The organism is Pseudomonas corrugata (genome assembly GCF_050920615.1).
GTDB lineage: Bacteria > Pseudomonadota > Gammaproteobacteria > Pseudomonadales > Pseudomonadaceae > Aquipseudomonas > Aquipseudomonas corrugata.
This window is the reverse complement of sequence record NZ_CP130434.1, coordinates 1,942,375-1,962,333: the sequence shown is the minus strand read 5'-3', so window position 1 is coordinate 1,962,333 and position 19,959 is coordinate 1,942,375. Positions and strand designations below refer to the sequence as shown.

General features: G+C 61.3%; 18 protein-coding genes. 11 read left to right on the top strand and 7 right to left on the bottom strand.

Translation table 11 applies throughout. The features are described from left to right. Positions 1–347 precede the first annotated feature (347 nt). From QZH45_RS08900 to QZH45_RS08890, 3 genes are all read left to right on the top strand, one after another. Positions 348–1,706 carry a TolC family outer membrane protein gene (locus QZH45_RS08900; RefSeq protein ID WP_024779106.1) on the top strand — a complete coding sequence of 453 codons (1,359 nt, stop codon included), beginning with the start codon at positions 348–350 and terminating at the stop codon, positions 1,704–1,706. A gap of 19 nt (positions 1,707–1,725) precedes the next feature. Continuing rightward, positions 1,726–3,885: a type I secretion system permease/ATPase gene (locus QZH45_RS08895; protein ID WP_024779105.1), complete on the top strand. Its 2,160-nt coding sequence runs from the start codon at positions 1,726–1,728 to the stop codon at positions 3,883–3,885. A 92-nt stretch (positions 3,886–3,977) separates the two neighbouring features. Beyond that, positions 3,978–5,342 (top strand): HlyD family type I secretion periplasmic adaptor subunit, encoded by a 1,365-nt coding sequence (locus QZH45_RS08890; protein ID WP_024779104.1) that lies wholly within the window; start codon positions 3,978–3,980, stop codon positions 5,340–5,342. 116 nt (positions 5,343–5,458) lie between these two features. Here the strand turns inward: QZH45_RS08890 and QZH45_RS08885 are convergent, their stop codons facing one another. Together QZH45_RS08885 and QZH45_RS08880 are read right to left on the bottom strand one after the other, a co-directional pair. After that, positions 5,459–6,052, bottom strand: coding sequence for a tRNA-uridine aminocarboxypropyltransferase (locus tag QZH45_RS08885; RefSeq protein WP_024779103.1), 594 nt, complete (start codon positions 6,050–6,052; stop codon positions 5,459–5,461). 7 nt (positions 6,053–6,059) lie between these two features. Then, positions 6,060–6,953: a LysR family transcriptional regulator gene (locus QZH45_RS08880; RefSeq protein WP_024779102.1), complete on the bottom strand. Its 894-nt coding sequence runs from the start codon at positions 6,951–6,953 to the stop codon at positions 6,060–6,062. Positions 6,954–7,182: 229 nt separating this feature from the next. Between QZH45_RS08880 and speB the strand changes: the two genes are divergently transcribed. The 4 genes from speB (at position 7,183) to QZH45_RS08860 (ending at position 11,677) form a co-directional block, all read left to right on the top strand. Further along, positions 7,183–8,133: an agmatinase gene (gene speB, locus QZH45_RS08875; RefSeq protein WP_024779101.1), complete on the top strand. Its 951-nt coding sequence runs from the start codon at positions 7,183–7,185 to the stop codon at positions 8,131–8,133. 9 nt (positions 8,134–8,142) lie between these two features. After that, the gene (locus QZH45_RS08870) at positions 8,143–8,550 is read left to right on the top strand and encodes a YybH family protein (protein ID WP_024779100.1); all 408 of its coding nucleotides are present in this window, start codon (positions 8,143–8,145) and stop codon (positions 8,548–8,550) included. A gap of 49 nt (positions 8,551–8,599) precedes the next feature. Beyond that, positions 8,600–10,150, top strand: a complete 1,551-nt coding sequence (locus QZH45_RS08865) for a purine-cytosine permease family protein (RefSeq protein ID WP_231995067.1) — start codon at positions 8,600–8,602, stop codon at positions 10,148–10,150. A 138-nt stretch (positions 10,151–10,288) separates the two neighbouring features. Further along, the gene (locus QZH45_RS08860; RefSeq protein WP_024779098.1) at positions 10,289–11,677 is read left to right on the top strand and encodes a sodium:solute symporter; all 1,389 of its coding nucleotides are present in this window, start codon (positions 10,289–10,291) and stop codon (positions 11,675–11,677) included. Positions 11,678–11,905: 228 nt separating this feature from the next. Here QZH45_RS08860 and QZH45_RS08855 read toward each other — a convergent pair whose 3' ends face one another. Beyond that, the gene (locus QZH45_RS08855) at positions 11,906–12,019 is read right to left on the bottom strand and encodes a PA1414 family protein (RefSeq protein ID WP_282958520.1); all 114 of its coding nucleotides are present in this window, start codon (positions 12,017–12,019) and stop codon (positions 11,906–11,908) included. Between the two features lie 139 nt (positions 12,020–12,158). Then, positions 12,159–13,052, bottom strand: coding sequence for a putrescine utilization regulator PtrR (gene ptrR / locus QZH45_RS08850; RefSeq protein ID WP_024779097.1), 894 nt, complete (start codon positions 13,050–13,052; stop codon positions 12,159–12,161). A gap of 102 nt (positions 13,053–13,154) precedes the next feature. Between ptrR and QZH45_RS08845 the strand changes: the two genes are divergently transcribed. Further along, positions 13,155–14,321, top strand: coding sequence for an MFS transporter (locus QZH45_RS08845; protein WP_024779096.1), 1,167 nt, complete (start codon positions 13,155–13,157; stop codon positions 14,319–14,321). Here the strand turns inward: QZH45_RS08845 and QZH45_RS08840 are convergent, their stop codons facing one another. Together QZH45_RS08840 and QZH45_RS08835 are read right to left on the bottom strand one after the other, a co-directional pair. Next, complete coding sequence (locus QZH45_RS08840) at positions 14,322–15,776, bottom strand: NCS1 family nucleobase:cation symporter-1 (RefSeq protein WP_053192909.1); 1,455 nt, start codon at positions 15,774–15,776, stop codon at positions 14,322–14,324. It lies immediately after the preceding gene. A 439-nt stretch (positions 15,777–16,215) separates the two neighbouring features. After that, a complete protein-coding gene (locus QZH45_RS08835) occupies positions 16,216–17,052 on the bottom strand; it encodes a CvfB family protein (RefSeq protein ID WP_024779094.1) in 837 nt (278 codons plus the stop codon). A 339-nt stretch (positions 17,053–17,391) separates the two neighbouring features. Between QZH45_RS08835 and QZH45_RS08830 the strand changes: the two genes are divergently transcribed. The 3 genes from QZH45_RS08830 to QZH45_RS08820 all read left to right on the top strand — a co-directional run bounded on the left by QZH45_RS08830 (position 17,392) and on the right by QZH45_RS08820 (position 19,413). After that, on the top strand, positions 17,392–17,580 hold the full coding sequence (locus QZH45_RS08830; RefSeq protein WP_016702300.1) for a hypothetical protein: 189 nt from the start codon (positions 17,392–17,394) through the stop codon (positions 17,578–17,580). Between the two features lie 186 nt (positions 17,581–17,766). Further along, a complete protein-coding gene (locus QZH45_RS08825) occupies positions 17,767–18,483 on the top strand; it encodes a TorF family putative porin (RefSeq protein WP_024779093.1) in 717 nt (238 codons plus the stop codon). A gap of 63 nt (positions 18,484–18,546) precedes the next feature. Further along, on the top strand, positions 18,547–19,413 hold the full coding sequence (locus QZH45_RS08820; protein WP_053192913.1) for a DUF6279 family lipoprotein: 867 nt from the start codon (positions 18,547–18,549) through the stop codon (positions 19,411–19,413). A 138-nt stretch (positions 19,414–19,551) separates the two neighbouring features. Here QZH45_RS08820 and QZH45_RS08815 read toward each other — a convergent pair whose 3' ends face one another. Further along, a complete protein-coding gene (locus QZH45_RS08815; protein ID WP_047701703.1) occupies positions 19,552–19,944 on the bottom strand; it encodes a hypothetical protein in 393 nt (130 codons plus the stop codon). Positions 19,945–19,959 lie beyond the last annotated feature (15 nt).

Sequence of the window (19,959 nt, the reverse complement as noted above, 5' to 3'; positions counted from 1 at the left end):
AGAAGCGCTAGCCATCCGCCACAATGACAAAAAACCGTCGCTTTAAAAGCCTGCTCGCCCTGCCCTGTTTGCATCTCTTCATGTTGGTTTCAAAGTTCCAAGGGAACTTTTATTTGACGTCCAAAAGCCGTCAGAGCCCGCAATTTCAAAGGATTCGCCTTTGAACAATGTGCCGCTTTTTTCCGTGTACATAAGTTTTTTTCGGCATAAGTCTTATGAGAAATTCTTCTTAGGTTTCCCGCAGGATGTTCTTAGCTGTGTTGTTACAAGGTTGAAACGGTTTTGATCTTAAATACGTCAATATTCTGGCGACACAGAAGCACAACAGATCTCAGGAGATGCACCCCATGCGCGTTTTATCCCCTCTTTGCAGCGCGGTTTTGCTGGCGATAGCCTGCTCTTCTTCTGCGCAGGCGATGTCGCTGACCGAAGCGATCCAGAGCACCATCGCGACTCACCCTGAATTGGCGCAACGGGTGGACAGCCGTCTGTCGGCCAATGAAGACGTCAAGGTCGCCAGGGGGGGCTTCTTTCCGTCGGTGGATTTGAATGCCGGCTACGGCCGTGGCTATAGCGACAACCCCAACACCCGCGCCCAAGGCAATCACAACACCAACACCCTGAACTACACCCAGTCGGAACTGCGCCTGCGGCAGATGCTCTTTGACGGGTTCAACACCAGCAATGAGGTGGAACGCACCAAGGGCGTGGTCAATTCCCGGGCCTATTACGCACAAGGCACCGCTCAGGACCTGGCCCTGCGCACCATCGAGGTCTACCTCGAAGTGCTCAAGCGTCGCGAACTGGTGACCCTGGCCAAGAACAACCTGCAGGCGCATCTGCGGGTCAACGACCAGATCGGCCTGCGCACCCAGCGCGGAGTAGGCAGCGCGGCTGACTCCGATCAGTCCAATGCCCGTCGGGCGCTGGCGGAAAACAACTACGACACAGCCCAGGTCGACTTGGCCGACGCCGAGGCGAACTTCTACAGCGTGGTCGGGCGCATGCCCGATGAGCTGGAAACACCGCCGTCGACCAAAGGTGAAATTCCCGCCGACCTGCGCGAAGCCCAGCAGAGCATGGTGGAAAACCACCCCTACCTGAAATCGGCCCAGGCTGACGTGCAGTCCGCCGAGAGCCAATATGAAGTGGCCAAGTCGCCGTTCTACCCCCGTTTCGACGCCGAAGCTGCGGTGGGCGCCAATAACAACATCGGTGGCGAAGAAGGCCATGACAACAACTGGCGGGTCGGTGTGGTGATGAACTACAACCTGTTCCGCGGCGGTAGCGACAAGGCAAGGTTGGCATCCGACGCGCACCAGATCGACCAGGCCATGGACATCCGCAACAACGCCCTGCGCCAGCTCAACGAAGATACGCGCCTGGCCTGGAACGCGATGCTCAACGCTCGCAAACAGACCCCCACCGCCCGGGAATACGCCGACACCACCGCCCGGGTGCGCGCCGCCTACCAGGATCAGTTCGGCCTCGGCCAGCGGACCCTGCTCGACCTGCTCGACAGCGAAAACGAGCTGTACAACGCCAACCGTCGCTACACCGAAGTGCGCTACACCGAGGAATACTCGATGTACCGGGTGCTGGCGAACATGGGCCTGTTGTTGAGCAAACAACGGATCGTGCTGCCGGCCGATGCCATCGCCCAGACTGAAGTCAAGAGCGAAGCACGGCTGCCCGAATTGAAGTAGCCCACTGGGAGCGATCAATGTGACCAGCATGGAACCCGCTATCCCCGGCGCCGACCCGCGCCTGAGCTTCGATGACCCTCTGCTGGATGGTCTGTTGATCCTCTGCAAACTCCATGGCGCGGCGGTCAGTCGCGCCAGCCTCAGCGCCGGGCTTCCAATGGCGCACCAACGGCTGAGCCTGGACCTGCTGCCTCGTGCAGCGGCCCGGGCCGGTTTGCAGGCCCGTGTGCTGCGCCGTGGCCTTGCCGAGATTTCCCCCCTCAATCTACCAGTGATGCTGATCCTGGCCGGTGGTCGTTGCGCGGTATTGCGACGCTGGCACGAGAACGGCCAGGCATTGATCCTGCCGTGCGAAGCCGATGGCGGTGAGCAATGGGTCAGCCGCGAGGAACTGACTGCCGATTACAGTGGCCAGGCGCTGTTTGCCCGGCCACGCCATGAACTCGAAGACTTGCGTTCGCCCCTGGTGCCACGGGTCGAAGCCTGGTTTCGCGACACCTTGAAGCTGTCGCGCTGGCTGTATAGCGACGCGATCCTGGCGAGTCTGCTCATCAACCTGCTGGGGTTGATGGTGCCGCTGTTCGTCATGCAGACCTATGACCGCGTGGTGCCGAACCAGGCCACGTCCACCCTGTGGGTATTGGCCGTAGGGCTGTTGATTGGCACCGGCTTCGAACTGGTGCTGCGAGTGGTGCGCGCCCACCTGCTGGACAGCGCCGGCAAGAAAACCGACGTGATTCTCTCTGCCACCCTGTTCGAGCGCATCACCGGCATGGCGATGAAGGCCCGGCCGGTGACCATCGGCGGGTTCGCCCAGAGCATCCATGACTTCCAGGGCCTGCGGGAATTTCTCACCGCCGTGACCCTCACCAGCTTGATCGACCTGCCCTTTGCCGTGCTGATGCTGTTGGTGATCGGTTTGCTGGGGGGCTGGCTGGTGGTCATTCCAGTGGTGGCGTTCCCGATCACGATCATCTTCGCGATGATCATCCAGGTGCGCCTGCGAGACACCGTACAGAAGAGCCTGGCCCTGGGTGCCCAGCGCCAGGCCTTGCTGATCGAAACCCTCGGCGGTCTGGAAACCCTCAAGGCCTGCAGCGCGGAAAGCGAGCGCCAGCATCAATGGGAAAGCACCCATGGTGCCCTCACTCGCCTGGACAGCCACGCACGCAACCTCTCGGCGCTGGCGACCAACGGCACCCTGTTCCTGCAACAACTGGCCGGCATGACCACCATCGTCGCCGGGGTCTACAGCATCATCGCCGGCAACCTCAGCGTCGGCGCGCTGGTGGCGTCCTATATGCTGGGCAGCCGGGTCCTGGCGCCATTGGGGCAGATCGCCGGGCTGATCACCCGTTACCAGCAGGCCCAACTCACCATGCGCAGCACCGACGCCCTGATGGCGTTACCCCAGGAACGCGATGCCAAGCAGCGGCCGCTGGACCGCACCCAATTGCAGGGGGCACTGGAGGTCCAAGGCGTAACGTTCCACTACAACGACCAGAGCACACCGGCACTGTCGAACGCGAGCTTTCATCTCACGGCCGGTGAGCGGGTCGGAATCATCGGTCGCAGCGGCTCGGGCAAAAGCACCCTGGCGCGTCTGCTGATGGGATTTTACGAACCGCAAGAGGGCCAACTGCTCCTCGACGGCCTGGACCTGCGGCAACTGGATGTCGCCGACCTGCGCCAGCAGATCGGCTATGTCGCCCATGACCTGCCGCTGCTGGCCGGTAGCCTGCGCGACAACCTGACCCTCGGGGCCCGCTACATCAGCGATGCACGCATGCTCGAAGTGGCGGAATTGACCGGCGTCAGCGAACTGGCCCGCCAGCATCCCCAGGGCTTCGACCGCCCGGTGGGCGAGCGCGGCCAACTGCTCTCCGGCGGCCAGCGCCAGGCCGTGCTGCTGGCCCGGGCCCTGCTGCTCGATCCACCGATCCTGCTGTTGGACGAACCCACCAGCGCCATGGACAACAGCAGCGAAGACACCTTGCGACAAAAGCTCCACACCCACATCCAGGGCAAGACCTTGCTATTGGTCACCCACCGCACCTCGATGCTGAGCCTGGTGGATCGCCTGGTGGTGCTGGACAACGGCCGGATCGTCGCGGATGGGCCGAAAGAAGTGGTGATCGATGCGCTGCGCAAGGGGCGGGTGGGTTCCGGAACGGCCTAGCAAGCACCACCGAATCTTTGTGGCGAGGGGATTTATCCCCTCGCCACAAAAGCCGTGCCCAGCATTACTTCACTTAACCGACGGGTATCCCCATGTCTGCCCAAACATCCGATCAAGCCGCCCGAAGCTACTTCGGCAGTTTCAGCAAAAGTGCCGAAAGCGAGTTCATGCCGGAAACCGCCGGTGCGGCGCTGCAGGATTCACCCCGCCGATCCCGCGTCACCGTGTGGCTGGCCGCCGGGCTGATCGTTACTGCACTGGTCTGGGCGAAATTGGCGATCCTGCAAGAGGTCACCACCGGCGAGGGCAAGGCCATTCCCTCGAGCAAAGTCCAGGTGATCCAGAACCTGGAGGGCGGCATCGTCACTGAGATTTTCGTCCGCGAAGGCCAGATGGTGAACAAGGGCGACACCCTGCTGCGCCTGGACGATACGCGGTATCGGTCGAACAAGGGCGAGAGCGAGGCTGATCGCTATGCGTTGATGGCGCAGGTCCAGCGGCTGTCGGCGGAGGCTGAGGGGCGGCCGTTTCAGGTATCGGCCGAAGTGACCGCCAACGCTCCGCAAGTGGCCGAAGACGAGCGCGCGCTGTATGAGCAACGGCAACGATTGCTGGCCAGCGAACAACGGACCCTGACCGAGCAACTGCGGCAGAAGACTCAGGAGCTGGCGGAGTTTCGTTCCAAGCAAGGCCAGTTCAGTTCCAGCCTGGCCCTGCTGCAAGAGGAAATGAACATGTCCGCGCCGCTGGTGAGCACCGGCGCGGTATCACCGGTGGAAATCCTGCGGCTCAAGCGCAGTGCGGTGGAGATCCGCGGCTCGCTCAACGCCACCACCCTGGCGATTCCCCGGGCCGAATCGGCAATCAACGAAATCAAGAGCAAGATCGACGAATCGGAGCAAACCTTCCGTTCCGACGCGGCCAAGGAGCTCAACGAGAAACGCACGGATCTGTCGAAGATCACCGCCTCGAGCATCGCCATCGACGACCGTGTGACCCGCACCACCGTGGTTTCACCGGTGCATGGGGTGATCAAGCAGCTCAAGGTCAACACCATCGGTGGCGTGGTGCAGCCGGGCAGCGACATGCTGGAAATCGTGCCCATGGAGGACAACCTGCTGATCGAAGCCAAGGTGCGCCCGCAAGACGTGGCCTTCCTGCATCCGGGCCAGAAAGCCATGGTCAAGTTCAGCGCTTACGACTACACGATCTATGGCGGGCTGAGCGCCCGGCTCGAACTGATCGGCGCCGACACCATCACCGACGACAAGGGCAACAGCTTCTACCTGATCCAGGTGCGTACCGATAAGAATCATCTGGGCGGCGACACCAAGCCACTGCTGATCATCCCGGGGATGGTCGCGACGGTGGACATTATTACCGGGGAAAAAAGTGTGCTGGATTACTTGCTCAAGCCGGTGTTGAAGGCACGGACCGAGGCGATGCGCGAGCGGTAATGGCCTGATCGTTCCCATGCTCTGCGTGGGCACGCATCCTGTGACGCTCCGCGTCACGCTTGGGAGGACGCTGAGCGTCCCTGGCGGCATTCCCACGCGGAGCGTGGGAACGATCATCAGTGGGTGTGGTTACGCTGGTAAGTCTCCTCCCCCATGGCCGCGATCTGTCCCTCGATCAACGCCTCGAACGGTCTGAGCAACGGCTCGAAACTCATCGGCGCTTCCAGTACCTGCAACGCCTGGACAATCGCCTCCACCGTCGACAACGCGCCCGGCCCCGGTGCCTTGCGCAAGCGGTAACGAGATATCCCGCCTTCGACCAGCGTCACCCTCGGCAACGCCGCCAGCAAAGGATTGAGGTGCAGCAACTTGCGCGCCTTGCGCCAAGTGCCGTCTGGCACAACCAATAGCAGCGGATCATCGGACGGTCCATAGGCCTGCATCGGCTGCGCATCTTCACCGGGAAACAGCAGGCAGGCCCGATAACACGGTCGATTGAGCAACGCAGGCAGATGCTCGAACACTTCGCCCACGATCAACTCGGCATTGTTGAGCCCCAGCGCCGCCAGCCGGGCGGTGTTCAAGGCGTGGTTCACTTCGCTGGGATGTTGCAGTAACAGGACCCGGGTACGGCTGTCGAGGCTGGGTATCAGCGGGCACAAGCAGTGGCTTTGCGGCCTGTGGCAGCGCGGGCAGTGGATTCTGGACATCGTCACCTCAGGCCTGGTGGAGCTGCGCTTTAAGCAGATCGCGGAAAGTCTGGATCAACGGCTCGCGGCTGCGGCCCCGGCGCATGATCATCGAAAACGGCGCCTGGTAGCCGAACGTGGCCGGCAGCAGCACCCGCAAGTCGCCCTTGTCGACCCAGGCCTGGGCGTAGTGCTCGGGCAGGTAACCGATGTAGGCGCCGGACAGGACCAGGATCAGCTGCGCCTCCATGCTCTCCACCGTCGCGGCGCTGTGCTTGAAGCCGTGGCGGGCCAGCTCGGCCTGGCTCCAGTAACCGCGTCCGACCATGCGCTGCTGGGTGATGAGTTGTTCGGGGATACGCCGTTCGTTGAACAGCGGGTGGCGGTTGCTGCAGTACAACCAGTGCTGCTCGCGGTACAGCGGCATGTAGACCAACCCGCTCATGCGCGTGGAAAACGCACCGATGGCCAGGTCCAGGCGGTTGTCCTGCACGCCAAGTTGCAGTTCGTAAGGACTCATGACCGACAAGTGCAGGTGCACGGCCGGATGCTCCAGGCTGTAGGCGCCGATGGCCTCGGCGAACGGCAGGGCCTTGTCACTGACGGTGGAGTCGATCACCCCCAGGTTCAACGTGCCACGCAGCTCGCCCTTCAGGGCGGCGGCGTACTGCTCGAAACCTTCGAGCTCGCCCAACAGGCGCAGGGTTTCCTGATGGAACAGCTCGCCTTTGCTGGTCAGGCTGAACCCGCCCCGACCGCGATGACACAGCACCAGGCCCAGGGCCGACTCAAGCTGGCTCATGTAAGTGCTGATGGCCGATGTAGAGAGATTGAGTTCGTGCTGGGCATTGGCGAATCCCTGGTGCCGGACCACGCTGACGAAAATGCGCAGCAGTTTCAGGTCGGGTAGAGCGTTGGTCATTGGGGGTTCTCCATACCGGCGTTCACTGCAAAACCTTGTGGCGAGGGGATAAATCCCCTCGCCACAGGGTATCCATCAGGGCCAGCCTTGCTGGACTGGAGTCTATCGCCCCGCTCCGCATTAGTTTAGAAAAATCTGAACTAAGTATTTGCCCCCAGCGATTCTTCGCGGCCACGGCTTTTCGCAGAATCGGCCCCTGATAACTAAAACAAACGATGAGGCCCTACCCGTGGACAAGATTCTTCACCAACCACTGGGCGGCAACGAAATGCCGCGCTTCGGCGGCATCGCCACCATGATGCGACTTCCCCATGTACCGACTGCCGCCGGCCTGGACGCTGCCTTCGTCGGCGTGCCGCTGGACATTGGCACCTCCCTGCGCGCCGGCACCCGCTTCGGGCCCCGGGAGATCCGCGCCGAATCCGTGATGATCCGCCCCTACAACATGGCCACCGGGGCCGCGCCGTTCGACTCGCTGTCGGTGGCCGACATCGGCGACGTGGCGATCAACACCTTCAACCTGCTGGACGCGGTACGGATCATTGAGGAGTCGTACCACAAGATCCTCGAACACAACGTCATCCCGTTGACCCTGGGCGGCGATCACACCATCACCCTGCCGATCCTGCGGGCCATCCACAAGAAGCACGGCAAGGTCGGTCTGGTGCATATCGACGCTCACGCCGATGTGAACGACCACATGTTCGGCGAGAAAATCGCCCATGGCACCACCTTCCGCCGCGCCGTCGAAGAAGGCTTGCTCGATTGCGACCGCGTGGTGCAGATCGGCCTGCGGGCCCAGGGCTATACCGCCGATGACTTCAACTGGAGCCGCCGCCAGGGTTTCCGCGTGGTCCAGGCCGAAGAGTGCTGGCACCATTCCCTGGCACCGCTGATGGCCGAAGTCCGGGAGAAAGTCGGCGGCGGCCCGGTGTACCTGAGCTTCGACATCGACGGCATCGATCCAGCCTGGGCCCCCGGTACCGGCACCCCGGAAATCGGTGGCCTGACCACCATCCAGGCCATCGAAATCGTGCGCGGCTGCCAGGGCCTCGACCTGGTCGGTTGCGATCTGGTGGAAGTCTCGCCACCGTACGACACCACCGGCAACACCTCGCTGCTGGGCGCCAACCTGCTGTACGAGATGCTCTGCGTACTGCCCGGCGTGGCCCATCGCTGAGGCGTCGTCATGAACGAACAGGATCAAGTACTCAGGGCCGCCGCGGAGCTGGTGTCGGCTTTCGCTCGCAACGATCGTGACGCCTACTTCGACGCGTTCACCGTTGACGCGAGCTTCGTGTTCCACACCCTCGAACAGCCCCTGCTGTCTCGCGATGCCTACCAGGTGTTGTGGGACCGCTGGCGGTCCGAGGAGGGTTTCGAGGTGCTCTCGTGCACCTCGAGCAACGCCTTCGTCAGCCTGCAAGGGGACGTGGCGGTTTTCATCCATGACGTGGCCACCGAGCTGCGCATGCTAGGGGAGCTTCACTTTAGCCAGGAGCGCGAGACCATTGTGTTTCGCCAAGAACAACAAGGCCTATGGCTGGCCTGTCACGAACATTTGTCCGCAATGCCGGAAGGGCTGCCAATCCCTTAGCAACAGGTGACGCCCGCACACGACGGGCGCGCCTTTATGATCGGAGCAGATCATGCATAACAATAACGACAACAGCCTTACGCAAATCGAAACCAACGGAGTCGAACAGATTCCGGACCACCAACGAACCGCCGGCCCGGGGGACCTGTTTCGCCTGATCTTCGGCGGAGCCAATACCTTCGCCACCGCCGTGCTCGGCAGTTTCCCGGTGCTGTTCGGCCTGTCGTTCCAGGCCGGGGTCTGGGCGATTGTGCTGGGCGTGCTGGTGGGTTCGATCATCCTCGCCCCCATGGGTCTGTTTGGTCCGCTCAACGGCACCAACAACGCCGTGTCTTCCGGTGCGCACTTCGGCGTACATGGGCGGATCGTCGGTTCGTTCCTGTCGCTGCTGACCGCCATCGCGTTCTTCTCGCTGTCTGTCTGGAGTTCCGGGGATGCGCTGATCGGCGGCGCCAAACGCCTGGTCGGCGTGCCGGAAACCGACCTGAGCCTGGGTTTGGCCTACGGCCTGTTCGCCCTGCTGGTGCTGACGGTGTGCATCTATGGCTTCCGCTTCATGCTATGGGTCAATCGTATCGCCGTGTGGGCCGCCAGCCTGCTGTTCCTGCTGGGCATCTTCGCCTTCGCGCCGACCTTTGACAGCCAGTTCGCCGGTACGGTCAGCCTCGGCCAGCCGGGTTTCTGGGCAGCGTTCATCGGTGCGGCGCTGGTAGCCATGAGCAACCCGATTTCCTTCGGCGCATTCCTCGGTGACTGGTCGCGCTATATTCCGCGCCACACGCCCAAGCGTCGCATCATGGCAGCGGTGATCGCCGCGCAACTGGCGACGCTGATTCCGTTCCTGTTCGGCCTCGCCACCGCCACCATCGTGGCGATCAAGGCACCGGACTACATCGCGGCGAACAACTACGTGGGCGGGCTGCTGGCCGTGTCACCGACCTGGTTCTTCCTGCCGGTATGCCTGATTGCGGTGATCGGCGGCATGTCCACCGGCACCACGTCGCTGTACGGCACCGGGTTGGACATGTCCAGCGTGTTTCCTCGCGTGCTGTCACGGGTCAAGGCGACGCTGTTGATCGGCGTGCTGTCGATTGCCTTCATCTTTATCGGACGCTTCGCGGCGAACCTGGTGCAAAGCGTGTCGACCTTCGCCGTGCTGATCATCACCTGCACCACCCCGTGGATGGTGATCATGATCATTGGCCTGCTGGTGCGACGCGGCTTCTACTGCCCGGATGACCTGCAAGTGTTCACCCGGGGCGAAACCGGCGGCCGCTACTGGTTCAGCCACGGTTGGAACTGGCGTGGCCTGGGGGCCTGGATCCCCAGCGCGCTGGTCGGGCTGTGCTTCGTCAACCTGCCGGGGCAGTTCGTCGGCCCGCTGGGCGAACTGGCCGGCGGCATCGACATCAGCCTGCCGGTAACGCTGGGCCTGGCTTCGGTGGTGTACCTGGTGTTGCTCGGGATGTTCCCGGAACCGAAGGCGGTGTATGGGCCGGATGATCCGCGTAACAAGAACCAGCCGAGCGCTGACCCTGTGGCGAGGGGATTCATCCCCGCTGGAGCGCGCAGCGGTCCCAACCCTGACCCCTCGGTGTAACAGACAGATCAAGTTGACTGCCTTTGGGGCCGCTCCGCAGCCCAGCGGGGCGGTGCGACGGGTCGCTGAATCCCCTCGCCACAAAGGCAGCACACGCCCCGACTTCACTATAAAAAAGACAATCGGAGACACGCCATCATGGCTTTGGATTTAATCGTCGTTCTCATCTACGCCACCGGCATGATCGCCCTCGGCTGGTACGGCATGCGCCGCGCCAAGACCCGTGACGACTACCTGGTCGCCGGGCGCAACCTCGGCCCGGGCTTTTATCTGGGCACCATGGCCGCCACAGTGCTGGGTGGCGCGTCCACCATCGGCACCGTGCGCCTGGGTTATGTCCATGGGATTTCCGGGTTCTGGCTGTGCGGCGCCATCGGCCTGGGGATCGTCGGCCTGAGCCTGTTCCTGGCCAAGCCGTTGCTCAAGCTGAAGATCTACACCGTTACCCAGGTATTGGAGCGTCGCTACAACCCGGCCGCACGCCACGCCAGTGCGTTGATCATGCTGGTTTACGCACTGATGATCGGTGCCACCTCGACCATCGCCATTGGCACCGTCATGCAGGTGCTATTCGGCCTGCCCTTCTGGGCTTCCATCCTGGTGGGCGGCGGTGTGGTGGTGCTGTATTCCACCATCGGCGGCATGTGGTCGCTGACCCTCACCGACATCGTGCAGTTCCTGATCATGACCGTCGGCCTGGTGTTCCTGCTGATGCCGATGTCCATCATGGACGCCGGCGGCTGGGATGCGATGGTGGCGAAACTGCCGGCCAGCTATTTCGATTTCACCGCGATTGGCTGGGACACCATCATCACTTACTTCTTGATCTACTTCTTCGGCATCTTCATCGGCCAGGACATCTGGCAGCGGGTGTTTACCGCTCGCAGCGAAGGCGTGGCAAAAGTGGCCGGCACCGCAGCGGGCCTGTATTGCGTCCTGTATGGCTTGGCCGGGGCGCTGATCGGCATGGCGGCCAAGGTGTTGCTGCCAGACCTTGCCAACGTCAACAACGCCTTCGCCAGCATCGTCCAGACCAGCCTGCCCAGTGGCATTCGCGGGCTGGTGGTCGCCGCCGCACTGGCAGCGCTGATGTCCACCGCCGCGGCGGGCCTGCTCGCGGCCTCGACCACCGTGGTCCAGGATCTGCTGCCCCGTCTGCGCCAAGGCCGCGAAAACACCGGCGGCGACGCCCATGAAAACCGCATCGCGACGCTGTTGATGGGGGTGGTTGTGTTAGGCATCGCCCTGGTGGTCAGCGACGTGATCAGTGCCCTGACCCTGGCCTACAACCTGTTGGTGGGCGGCATGCTGATCCCGCTGATCGGCGCCATCTACTGGAAACGCGCCACTACGGCGGGGGCGATCACCAGTATGTCGCTGGGCTTCCTGACGGCGCTGTTCTTCATGCTCAAGGATGGCCTGGACGCCAACACGCCGATTTACTACAGCCTGGGCGTGGCGCTGGTGAGCTTTGTGGTGGTCAGTCTGTTGTCGCCACGCTCGAACGTGGTGGCGAAGATGGTTTGATCTACAACTGAGAAAAGTTTTCTTCTAAGGTGTGGTGTCGGTGACCACACCTTTTTTATTTGCTTAAGGCAAAAATAGAAATAGACGCAGTTGTGGCGAGGGGATTTATCCCCGCTGGGCCGCGGAGCGGCCCTCGCATCAGGATTATTCCAACATGACAGACGAATGGAGTGGGTTTGTTTGGGGTCTGCTTCGCAGCCCAGCGGGGATAAATCCCCTCGCCACAGGTTAGCGGCGGCGTTGCTCGTCATCGGTGCGAATCGGTATCGGCTGCATGGGCGGTTCGATCAGCCCGAGCGCGACACCCAAGTCGTGAAGCCAGTTCTGGATTTTCTCTTTCATCGTGGTGCCCCCTCAGGGTCGTGCGAGCGGCAGATTTCTGTGGCCCCTTCGCGTTGATAATAGTCCGATGTGCTGCGCAATGCTCGTCTCTGTTTGCAATGATCTGTTACTGAATTGATCCAAATCCCACGCCCGTAGTTCAAGCCGATTGGGCCGTTGCCACGGGCATCCGTGGCCAGGCCTGTTGCTGCAACTCGATCCAGGCGTTCAGGTTGGCTCCGACCATGCCTTTGCGCCACATCAGCCAGGTCGTGGCGCTGGCAAACGGCTCGGCCAGTGGGTGCACTGCCACCCGCTCGCGACCCGGCATGCTGGTCAGCATCGACTCGGACAACAACGCCACTCCGGACCCGGCTATCACGCACGCCAGCATCCCCTGGTATGACTCGATCTCCATCGCTCGCCCCATGGTTGCATGATCATGGGCAAACCAGGCTTCCAGGCGCATGCGGTACGAACAGCCCCGGCGAAAGGTAAACACCGAGCGGCCCTGGACATCCAGCGCACTGCGCACCGGCGGATGATCGGCCTCGGTAATCACCACCAATCGCTCGTCGCACAACGGCACGCCGTCCAGTCCCGCCAGCTCCAGCGGGCCATCCACCAGCGCCGCATCGAGCCGCCCGGTGAGCAAGCCCTCGAGCAATTCGCCGCTGGGCCCGGACTGTACTTGCAGATTCACCGCCGGATACGCCCGGTGATAACCGGCCAGCAGGTCCGGCAGATGAATCGCCGCTGTGCTGTACATGGTGCCCAGCACAAACTCCCCGGCCGGTTGCCCACCCTGCACGGCCGCATGGGCTTCGTCATGCAAGGCAAAGAGCTTGGCCGCATAGTCCAACAGGACTTTTCCCGCAGGCGATAGCTGCAAGCGCTGACGCTCCCGCAGGAAAAGATCCACACCCAATTGCTCTTCGAGCTGCTTGAGCCGGGTCGACAGATTCGACGGTACCCGGTGCAGGCGCTCGGCGGCGCGGGTGATGGACCCTTCCTCGGCCACCGCCTGGAAAATCCGCAACTGGCTGAACTCCACGACATTCTCCAAAAAGGAACAAGTTACTCACTATTATTCATTTTTAATGAAAGTCAATCGGTTCTAGCCTGACGGTCATTCGCCTCAATGTGGAGAACAACCATGTCGCCCCTTGTTCGCCTGCTTGCCAGCTTCATTGCCTTGATGATGGCCATGGGCATCGGCCGCTTCGCCCTCACACCTCAGTTACCTCATCTCATCGGCGAAGGTCAGATCGACTTGACCGCCGCCGGTCTGATTGCCGCCGCCAATTACCTGGGTTATTTCCTCGGCGCATTGGACGCCATGTTCGCCCGCCGCCCGGAGCAGGTGCGCCGACGTTTGCTCGGCGGCCTGTGGCTGTGCGTGCTGCTGACCCTGGCGTCGTTCTGGGCCTGGGGCTTCTGGCCGCACCTTGCACTGCGCTTCGGCACGGGCGTGGCAAGTGCCTGGGTGCTGGTGATGATCACGGCCTTGAGCCAACCTCTGGCAGCCGCGGCGGGACGACCACGATTGGGCGCGCTGGTATTTGCCGGACCGGGGCTGGGGATTTTTCTCACAGGCCTGCTGGCCTTGAGCTCTAACCTGTTGGGCCAGACATCCGCCACACTGTGGCTGGTGTATGCCGGTGTGGCTCTGGCGATGCTGCTGGTGGTGCTACCGATCCTGCCGCAACCCGCTGCTGCCATGACCGTTGCGCCGCCGACCGGCTCATCAGCGAACCGTGGCATTGCCCGGCTCGGCGTGGTGTACGCCTTGTACGGCGTGGGCTACATCATCCCCGCCACGTTCCTGTCGCAAATGGCTTCGGCGCAATTCCATGGTCAATGGCAGGCCGACTTGTTCTGGCCCTGCTTCGGCCTGGCGGCCGCCCTCGGTGTGCTGCTGGTGAGCCTGCGTCGACCAACCCCAAACACCACTGGTCGCTGGTTGATCGGCACGTTATGGCTACAGGCCGCCGGAGTGTTCGCCTGCCTGTTGGGCAGCGGGCCGGGGCTGGCGCTTGGGGTCATCCTGTGTGGCACGCCGTTCCTGGCGTGCATGCAACTGGTGATGCTGCGCTCCCGGGAACTGGCCCCCCACGCCACCCAGCGCAACGCCGGGCTGTTGACCGCTTGTTTTGCCGTGGGCCAGCTCAGTGGACCGTTGCTGGCGGCGCTGAGCAGCCACTTCAGCGGGGGTCTGCAACCGGCGCTGATCGTTGCCGGCTGCGGCCTGGTGCTGGCCGGTGGGTTGTTGCTACCGCGCCGGAGCGCGGTAAACCCTTGTGCTCAAACCGTCCTGCGTTGATCAGGCCTGGCCAACCGAACTGAACGATGGGCTCGGTTGCGCGGCCGGCTCACGCCGCGCCAGGGCAAAATACAACACCCCGCCGAGGAAACAGCCGGTGAACCAGGCAAAGCTGGCCATCGGTTGCAACAGCGGCGTGAAGGTGATCGCCACCCCCATCAACGTCGCTGGCACCAGCGCCTTGACCGCCGTCCAGTTGATACCGCCGCTGTAGTAATAGCGCCCGCTCGGGCCGTCATTGAACAGCGCATCGACGTCAATCGACTGCTTTTTGATCAGATAGAAGTCCACCAGCAGAATCCCGAACAACGGACCGATGAAAGCTGCCAGCACATCCAGGGTGTAATGGATCACTTCAGGATTGTTGAACAGGTTCCAGGGCGTGATGAAAATCGACGCCAGCGCAGCGATCATGCCACCGGCACGCCAACTGATCTTGCTGGGTGCGACGTTGGCAAAGTCGAAGGCCGGCGAGACGAAGTTGGCGACAATATTGATGCCGACGGTGGCCGTCACGAAGGCAAAGGCCCCGAGCAACACCGCCACATCGTTGTCGATGCGCGCTACGGTGGCGATCGGGTCATGGAGCATTTCGCCGAACACCGGCAAGGTTCCGGAAACAATCACCACGGTGACCAGCGAGAAGGCCAGGAAATTCAGCGGCAGCCCCCAGAAATTACCCCGACGCACGTCAGACATGCTCCGGCAGTAGCGACTGAAATCGCCGAAATTCAGGGTCGGCCCGGAAAAATATGACACCACCAGCGCCGTCGCCACGATCACCTGACCGAACGCCTGCCAGCCGGACAGGGATTTTTCCGCCAGCGTAAAGCTGATGTTGCTCCAACCGGCCTTCCACACGATCCAGCCGGCCAGCAGAAACATCACGGCGTAGACCACTGGCCCCGCCCAGTCGATGAAACGGCGGATCGACTCCATGCCCGTCCAGAACACCAGCGCCTGGACAAACCACAGGCTGAGGAAACCAAACCAGCCCAGGTAAGATAAACCGGCAAAATGCGGCGTCGCATACACTTCCATTGTGGGAAAGAACCGCAGGACCACGATGATCAGCGCACTGGACGCCAGGTACGTCTGAATGCCGTACCACGCGACGGCAATCAAACCGCGAATCACCGCCGGGATATTCGCCCCGAACACGCCGAACGCCAGCCGACAGATCACCGGATACGGAACCGCCGCCTGCTGGCTCGGCTTGGCCACCAGGCTGGCGATCACCTGCACGATGCAAATCCCGCCCAATAACGCAATCAACACCTGCCAACTCGCCAACCCCAATGCGAACAGGCTGGCGGCGAACACATAACCACCGACGCTGTGCACATCACTCATCCAGAACGCGAAAATGTTGTACCAATTCCATTTCTGCGGCAGCGGGCCCAAGTCTTCGTTATAGAGACGGGGGCTATAACCGTTGGGTAATTGCTCGGACATCGCGGGGCTCCTTATGAGTACCGCCGTGCCCCCGGGATGAGTTGCTCACCATACTGCGCACGGGAGCCGGCATGGTTTGTATACGAAGCGGTACGCAGAATGCGTGCCATAGGCGGAGGATGTGAGACAAACCGAGGTGTACGACAGTGCTGAAAGGCAGCCGAGAAGATGGATACGCCCACGAACAGGGCGTGAGTGCATGCTAAAGGTGCAGGATTTTGTATACAGCCAGATCAAAAGGCTAGACCCAGCGCTTGTGGCAAGGGGATTTAGCGAAACGTCGCACCGCCCCGCTGGGGCGCGAAGCGGCCCCAAAACAGTCAACTTGTTCTGCCTGGCACACCGAGATGTCAGGGCTTGGGGCTGCTACGCAGCCCAGCGGGGATAAATCCCCTCGCCACAAACCACCTCGCCACAAGTCACTTTGTCAGGCTGCAGATCAGCTCAACTCAATGCGATCCGCATGAATGACAATCTGTCCATTCTTGTACAGCGCACCAATGGCTTTCTTGAAGTTGCCCTTGCTCACCCCAAACAGGCTGCTGATCAGCGCCGGATCGCTCTTGTCGCTGACCGGCAGGGTGCCGTTGTTGTCACGCAACTTGGCGAGGATCTTGGCATTCAAGCTGGTGGCGGCTTCCTGGCCCACCGGTTGCAGACTCAGGCTGATCTTGCCGTCTGCGCGGACTTCCTTGATGTAACCTTTTTCCTGCTTGCCTGGGCGCAGGAACTTGAAGACTTCGTTCTTGTGGATAAGTCCCCAGTGGCGGTTATTGACGATCGCCTTGAAGCCCATGTCGGTGGCCTCGGCAACCAGCAGATCCACCTCCTGCCCCGGCGCATAGTTGGCCGGAGTCTTGTCCAGGTAGCGGTCAAGGCGCGCCGTGGCGGTGATGCGGCGGGTGTGCTTGTCGAGATAGACGTGCACCACACAATAATCCCCGGCAGTCATCTGGCGTTTCTCTTCCGAGAACGGCAGCAGCAGATCCTTGGGCAGTCCCCAATCGAGGAACACACCGATGCTGTTGACTTCAACCACTTTCAGGCTGGCGAATTCGCCGACCTGGACTTTGGGTTTTTCCGTGGTCGCGATCAGTTTGTCGTCGCTGTCCAGATAAATAAAGACATTGAGCCAATCTTCATCTTCGCTGGGAATATCCTTGGGGATATAACGATTGGGCAAAAGAATTTCGCCGTCCGCACCACCGTCCAGATATAAACCGAAGTTCGTGTGTTTAACCACTTGCAAACTGTTGTAGCGCCCGACTAAAGCCATTTCCGAATACCCTCATTGCGTGGGCGGCATTCTACCCGGTTTTGCGGTGCGATTCGTGACCGGCGGGAAAGCGCCCGTCCCGACCTTGATCTGCCAGCGTTATCCTGCCGGAAGCGGCCATTCGTCAGGCGGACGACACACCATGCGACTGATTCGCACAGGCTGCTCGACGTTATATTTCCTTGTCGGTTTTTATTTAAAACAGTGGCTTAGGGCAACGACTGCGGCATAAATCCAGCCATTATCCGGCCCTATCCAGATCACTCAACGGGATATCAGCCAAGCAAGGGTCACGTATTTCCTGTACGATACCTGGCCCAATTAATTATCGACAGGTTAATGGCCGCCATGCGCGTAAAAGCATCCAACAGCAAAGCAAAGCCAGCTCCAGCCGTTGAAACCAGCGAATCGATCAACGACCAGATCGCTGCGTTCCTCAAGTCCGGCGGTGAAATCCAGCAAATCGCCAAAGGCGTCAGCGGCCAGACATTCGGCCCGTCCAAGCAGATCAGCCTGGGCAAAAAGTAATCCCCGCATCACCTGGTCCCAAAGCGCTTTGAGCTTCGAAGCGCTTGGACTGGAACCTCCCCTGCCACATCCCACTCGGAAAAATCGACGAACGGCCTTCATCGCCGGGTATTCGCCGGTATGCTTGCACCTCTCTAACTCAAGTGTTCCAGCTTATTCTGCTCCTCGCTATTCACGGAGTGAAGCATGCGCCTCCCCATTACCCTGCTGAGCATCAGCCTGCTGACCTGCCCGCCTGCTCACGGACAGATCTTCCAGCGCGAACTCGGCGACTTCGACCTCAAGCTCGGCACCAACCCCAGCCGTAGCATGGCCCAAGGCCTCGTCACGCCTTCGAGCACTGGCTCGTTTCACGGAGGCCTGGACCTGAGTCACGACAGCGGCTGGTACTTTGGACAATGGTCGCCCAGCGCCGGCCTGACCTCATCCGCCAACCTCGAGGTGGATTCCTACATGGGGTTCAAGCATCCCTTCGACCAGACCCTTGGCTACGAAGTCGGCCTTATCCACTACAGCTATCCCACCGTCGACACCCTCGACAGCCAGGAACTCTATGGCGGGCTGACTGTGCTCGGCAGCCGTTTCGGCCTAGCCCTGAGCAACGATCCGGACAAACAGAACAGCACGCTGTTCGCAGACCTGGGCGGTAACGTGCCGTTCGGCATCGGCGTCAGCGCCAAGTACACCACCCATCAGCTCAATACACCGGTTTCGGTCGAGGATGGCTATGTAGGCAGTTTCAGCGACTGGTCGTTGAAAATTTCCCGTCCGTGGCGCGGCATCGACCTGGACCTGATCTACAGCGATTCCAGCCTCAGCGGCAGCAGCTGTTCGGCCTACTCCGGCCACAACAGCGAATGCGACGGCCTGCTGACCCTGAAGATGGCCCATCCGTTTTACTAGGCTGAACTGCCGCGCGCCTGCCATGCTCAAACAAAACACCGATGGCTTCGCAAGGACTCGCTCATGTCGCGCTGGTTTGCACGCACCGTCCTGTTTATCGCCCTGCTGCTGTTGCTGACGGCCTGCAGCCGCATCGGCCTGGCCTACCGCAACCTCGACCTGATCATCCCCTGGACCCTCAACGACTACCTGGATATCAACCGCGAACAAAAAGACTGGTTCAACGAACGCCTCAAGGAGCACCTGAGCTGGCACTGCACCACGCAATTGCCCGGTTACCTCGATTGGCTGGACCGCTTGAGGAGCATGGTCCAAACCAACCAGGTGACCGATGAAGCCCTGCAGCAGCGCACCGAGGAAGCCAAGGCCGCCATCGCTGAAACCGCTCGGGAAATCACGCCGTCAGCCATCGAATTGCTGCAAGGCTTGAACGACGAACAAGTCGACGACATGGACGCTGCATTCACCAGGGACCAACGCAAGCGCCAGCAGGAATACCTCAAACCGTCGCTGCAACAGCAGATCCAGGAACGCAGCGAGCGCATGGAAAAACGCCTGAACGACTGGCTCGGCCCCCTCAACATCGCCCAACGCCAGCGCGTGGTGGCCTGGTCCACCGCCCTGGGCGACCAGAACCAGCAATGGATTGCCAACCGCGCCCACTGGCAAAACCAGTTCAGCGCCGCCGTGGCCCAGCGCCACGCCCCCGACTTTCCGAAACGCATCGAGCAACTGCTGGTCAACCGCGAAAGCCTCTGGACCCCGGCCTACCGCGAGGCCTACAACAACACCGAAGCCCAGGCCCGCAGCCTGCTGGTAGACCTGATGGCCGACAGCACCCCGCCCCAGCGCGAACGGCTGCTGAAGAAGATCGACGGGGTGAAGAAAGATTTCAGTGACTTGAAATGTCTGAAAGCGGCAAGAAACTGAACGAACAAGCTCTCAAAAACACTGAGAACCCCTGTGGGAGCGAGCCTGCTCGCGATAGCGGAGTGTCATCCTGCTACATGGCGACTGACACACCGCTATCGCGAGCAGGCTCGCTCCCACAAATGTTGTGTACAACCCTCAGGCAATCTGCGCCTTCGAAGCCAGATCATCAAAGGTAAACTCATCCAGCGCATCCTCCTGCTCATCCAACACCTGGCGCGGATGATCATTACCAGGAATGCTGCTGTCGATCAGGCTCAACAAGCGCGAACCCCGTACCGTCAGCACGAAATTCTCGCCATTGCCGCCCTCTTCCTCCGGCCGAGGCTCAATGAAGCCACGCTCCAGCAGCAACTTCTCATACTCCCCGGCGACCGCCTTCAGATGATCGAGGTTCTCGATCTCCTCGCCTGCAGCCGCCTTCGCCGCCGCGTACTGCTCCGCATAAGGCCGAGGGGTAAAACTGTGGCCGGCACCGTTCTGCACTTCGTGCAACAACCGTTCGATCAAGTCCCAGTTATAAGTCGTCATCCTGGTCCATCCTCC

Coding starts and splice junctions, on each gene's coding strand:
- QZH45_RS08900 (WP_024779106.1), top strand. CDS start 348: ATGCGCGTTTTATCCCCTCTTTGCAGCGCGGTTTTGCTGGCGATAGCC.
- QZH45_RS08890 (WP_024779104.1), top strand. CDS start 3,978: ATGTCTGCCCAAACATCCGATCAAGCCGCCCGAAGCTACTTCGGCAGT.
- QZH45_RS08885 (WP_024779103.1), bottom strand. CDS start 6,052: ATGTCCAGAATCCACTGCCCGCGCTGCCACAGGCCGCAAAGCCACTGC.
- QZH45_RS08880 (WP_024779102.1), bottom strand. CDS start 6,953: ATGACCAACGCTCTACCCGACCTGAAACTGCTGCGCATTTTCGTCAGC.
- QZH45_RS08870 (WP_024779100.1), top strand. CDS start 8,143: ATGAACGAACAGGATCAAGTACTCAGGGCCGCCGCGGAGCTGGTGTCG.
- QZH45_RS08860 (WP_024779098.1), top strand. CDS start 10,289: ATGGCTTTGGATTTAATCGTCGTTCTCATCTACGCCACCGGCATGATC.
- QZH45_RS08855 (WP_282958520.1), bottom strand. CDS start 12,019: ATGAAAGAGAAAATCCAGAACTGGCTTCACGACTTGGGTGTCGCGCTC.
- QZH45_RS08845 (WP_024779096.1), top strand. CDS start 13,155: ATGTCGCCCCTTGTTCGCCTGCTTGCCAGCTTCATTGCCTTGATGATG.
- QZH45_RS08840 (WP_053192909.1), bottom strand. CDS start 15,776: ATGTCCGAGCAATTACCCAACGGTTATAGCCCCCGTCTCTATAACGAA.
- QZH45_RS08835 (WP_024779094.1), bottom strand. CDS start 17,052: ATGGCTTTAGTCGGGCGCTACAACAGTTTGCAAGTGGTTAAACACACG.
- QZH45_RS08830 (WP_016702300.1), top strand. CDS start 17,392: ATGGCCGCCATGCGCGTAAAAGCATCCAACAGCAAAGCAAAGCCAGCT.
- QZH45_RS08825 (WP_024779093.1), top strand. CDS start 17,767: ATGCGCCTCCCCATTACCCTGCTGAGCATCAGCCTGCTGACCTGCCCG.
- QZH45_RS08820 (WP_053192913.1), top strand. CDS start 18,547: ATGTCGCGCTGGTTTGCACGCACCGTCCTGTTTATCGCCCTGCTGCTG.
- QZH45_RS08815 (WP_047701703.1), bottom strand. CDS start 19,944: ATGACGACTTATAACTGGGACTTGATCGAACGGTTGTTGCACGAAGTG.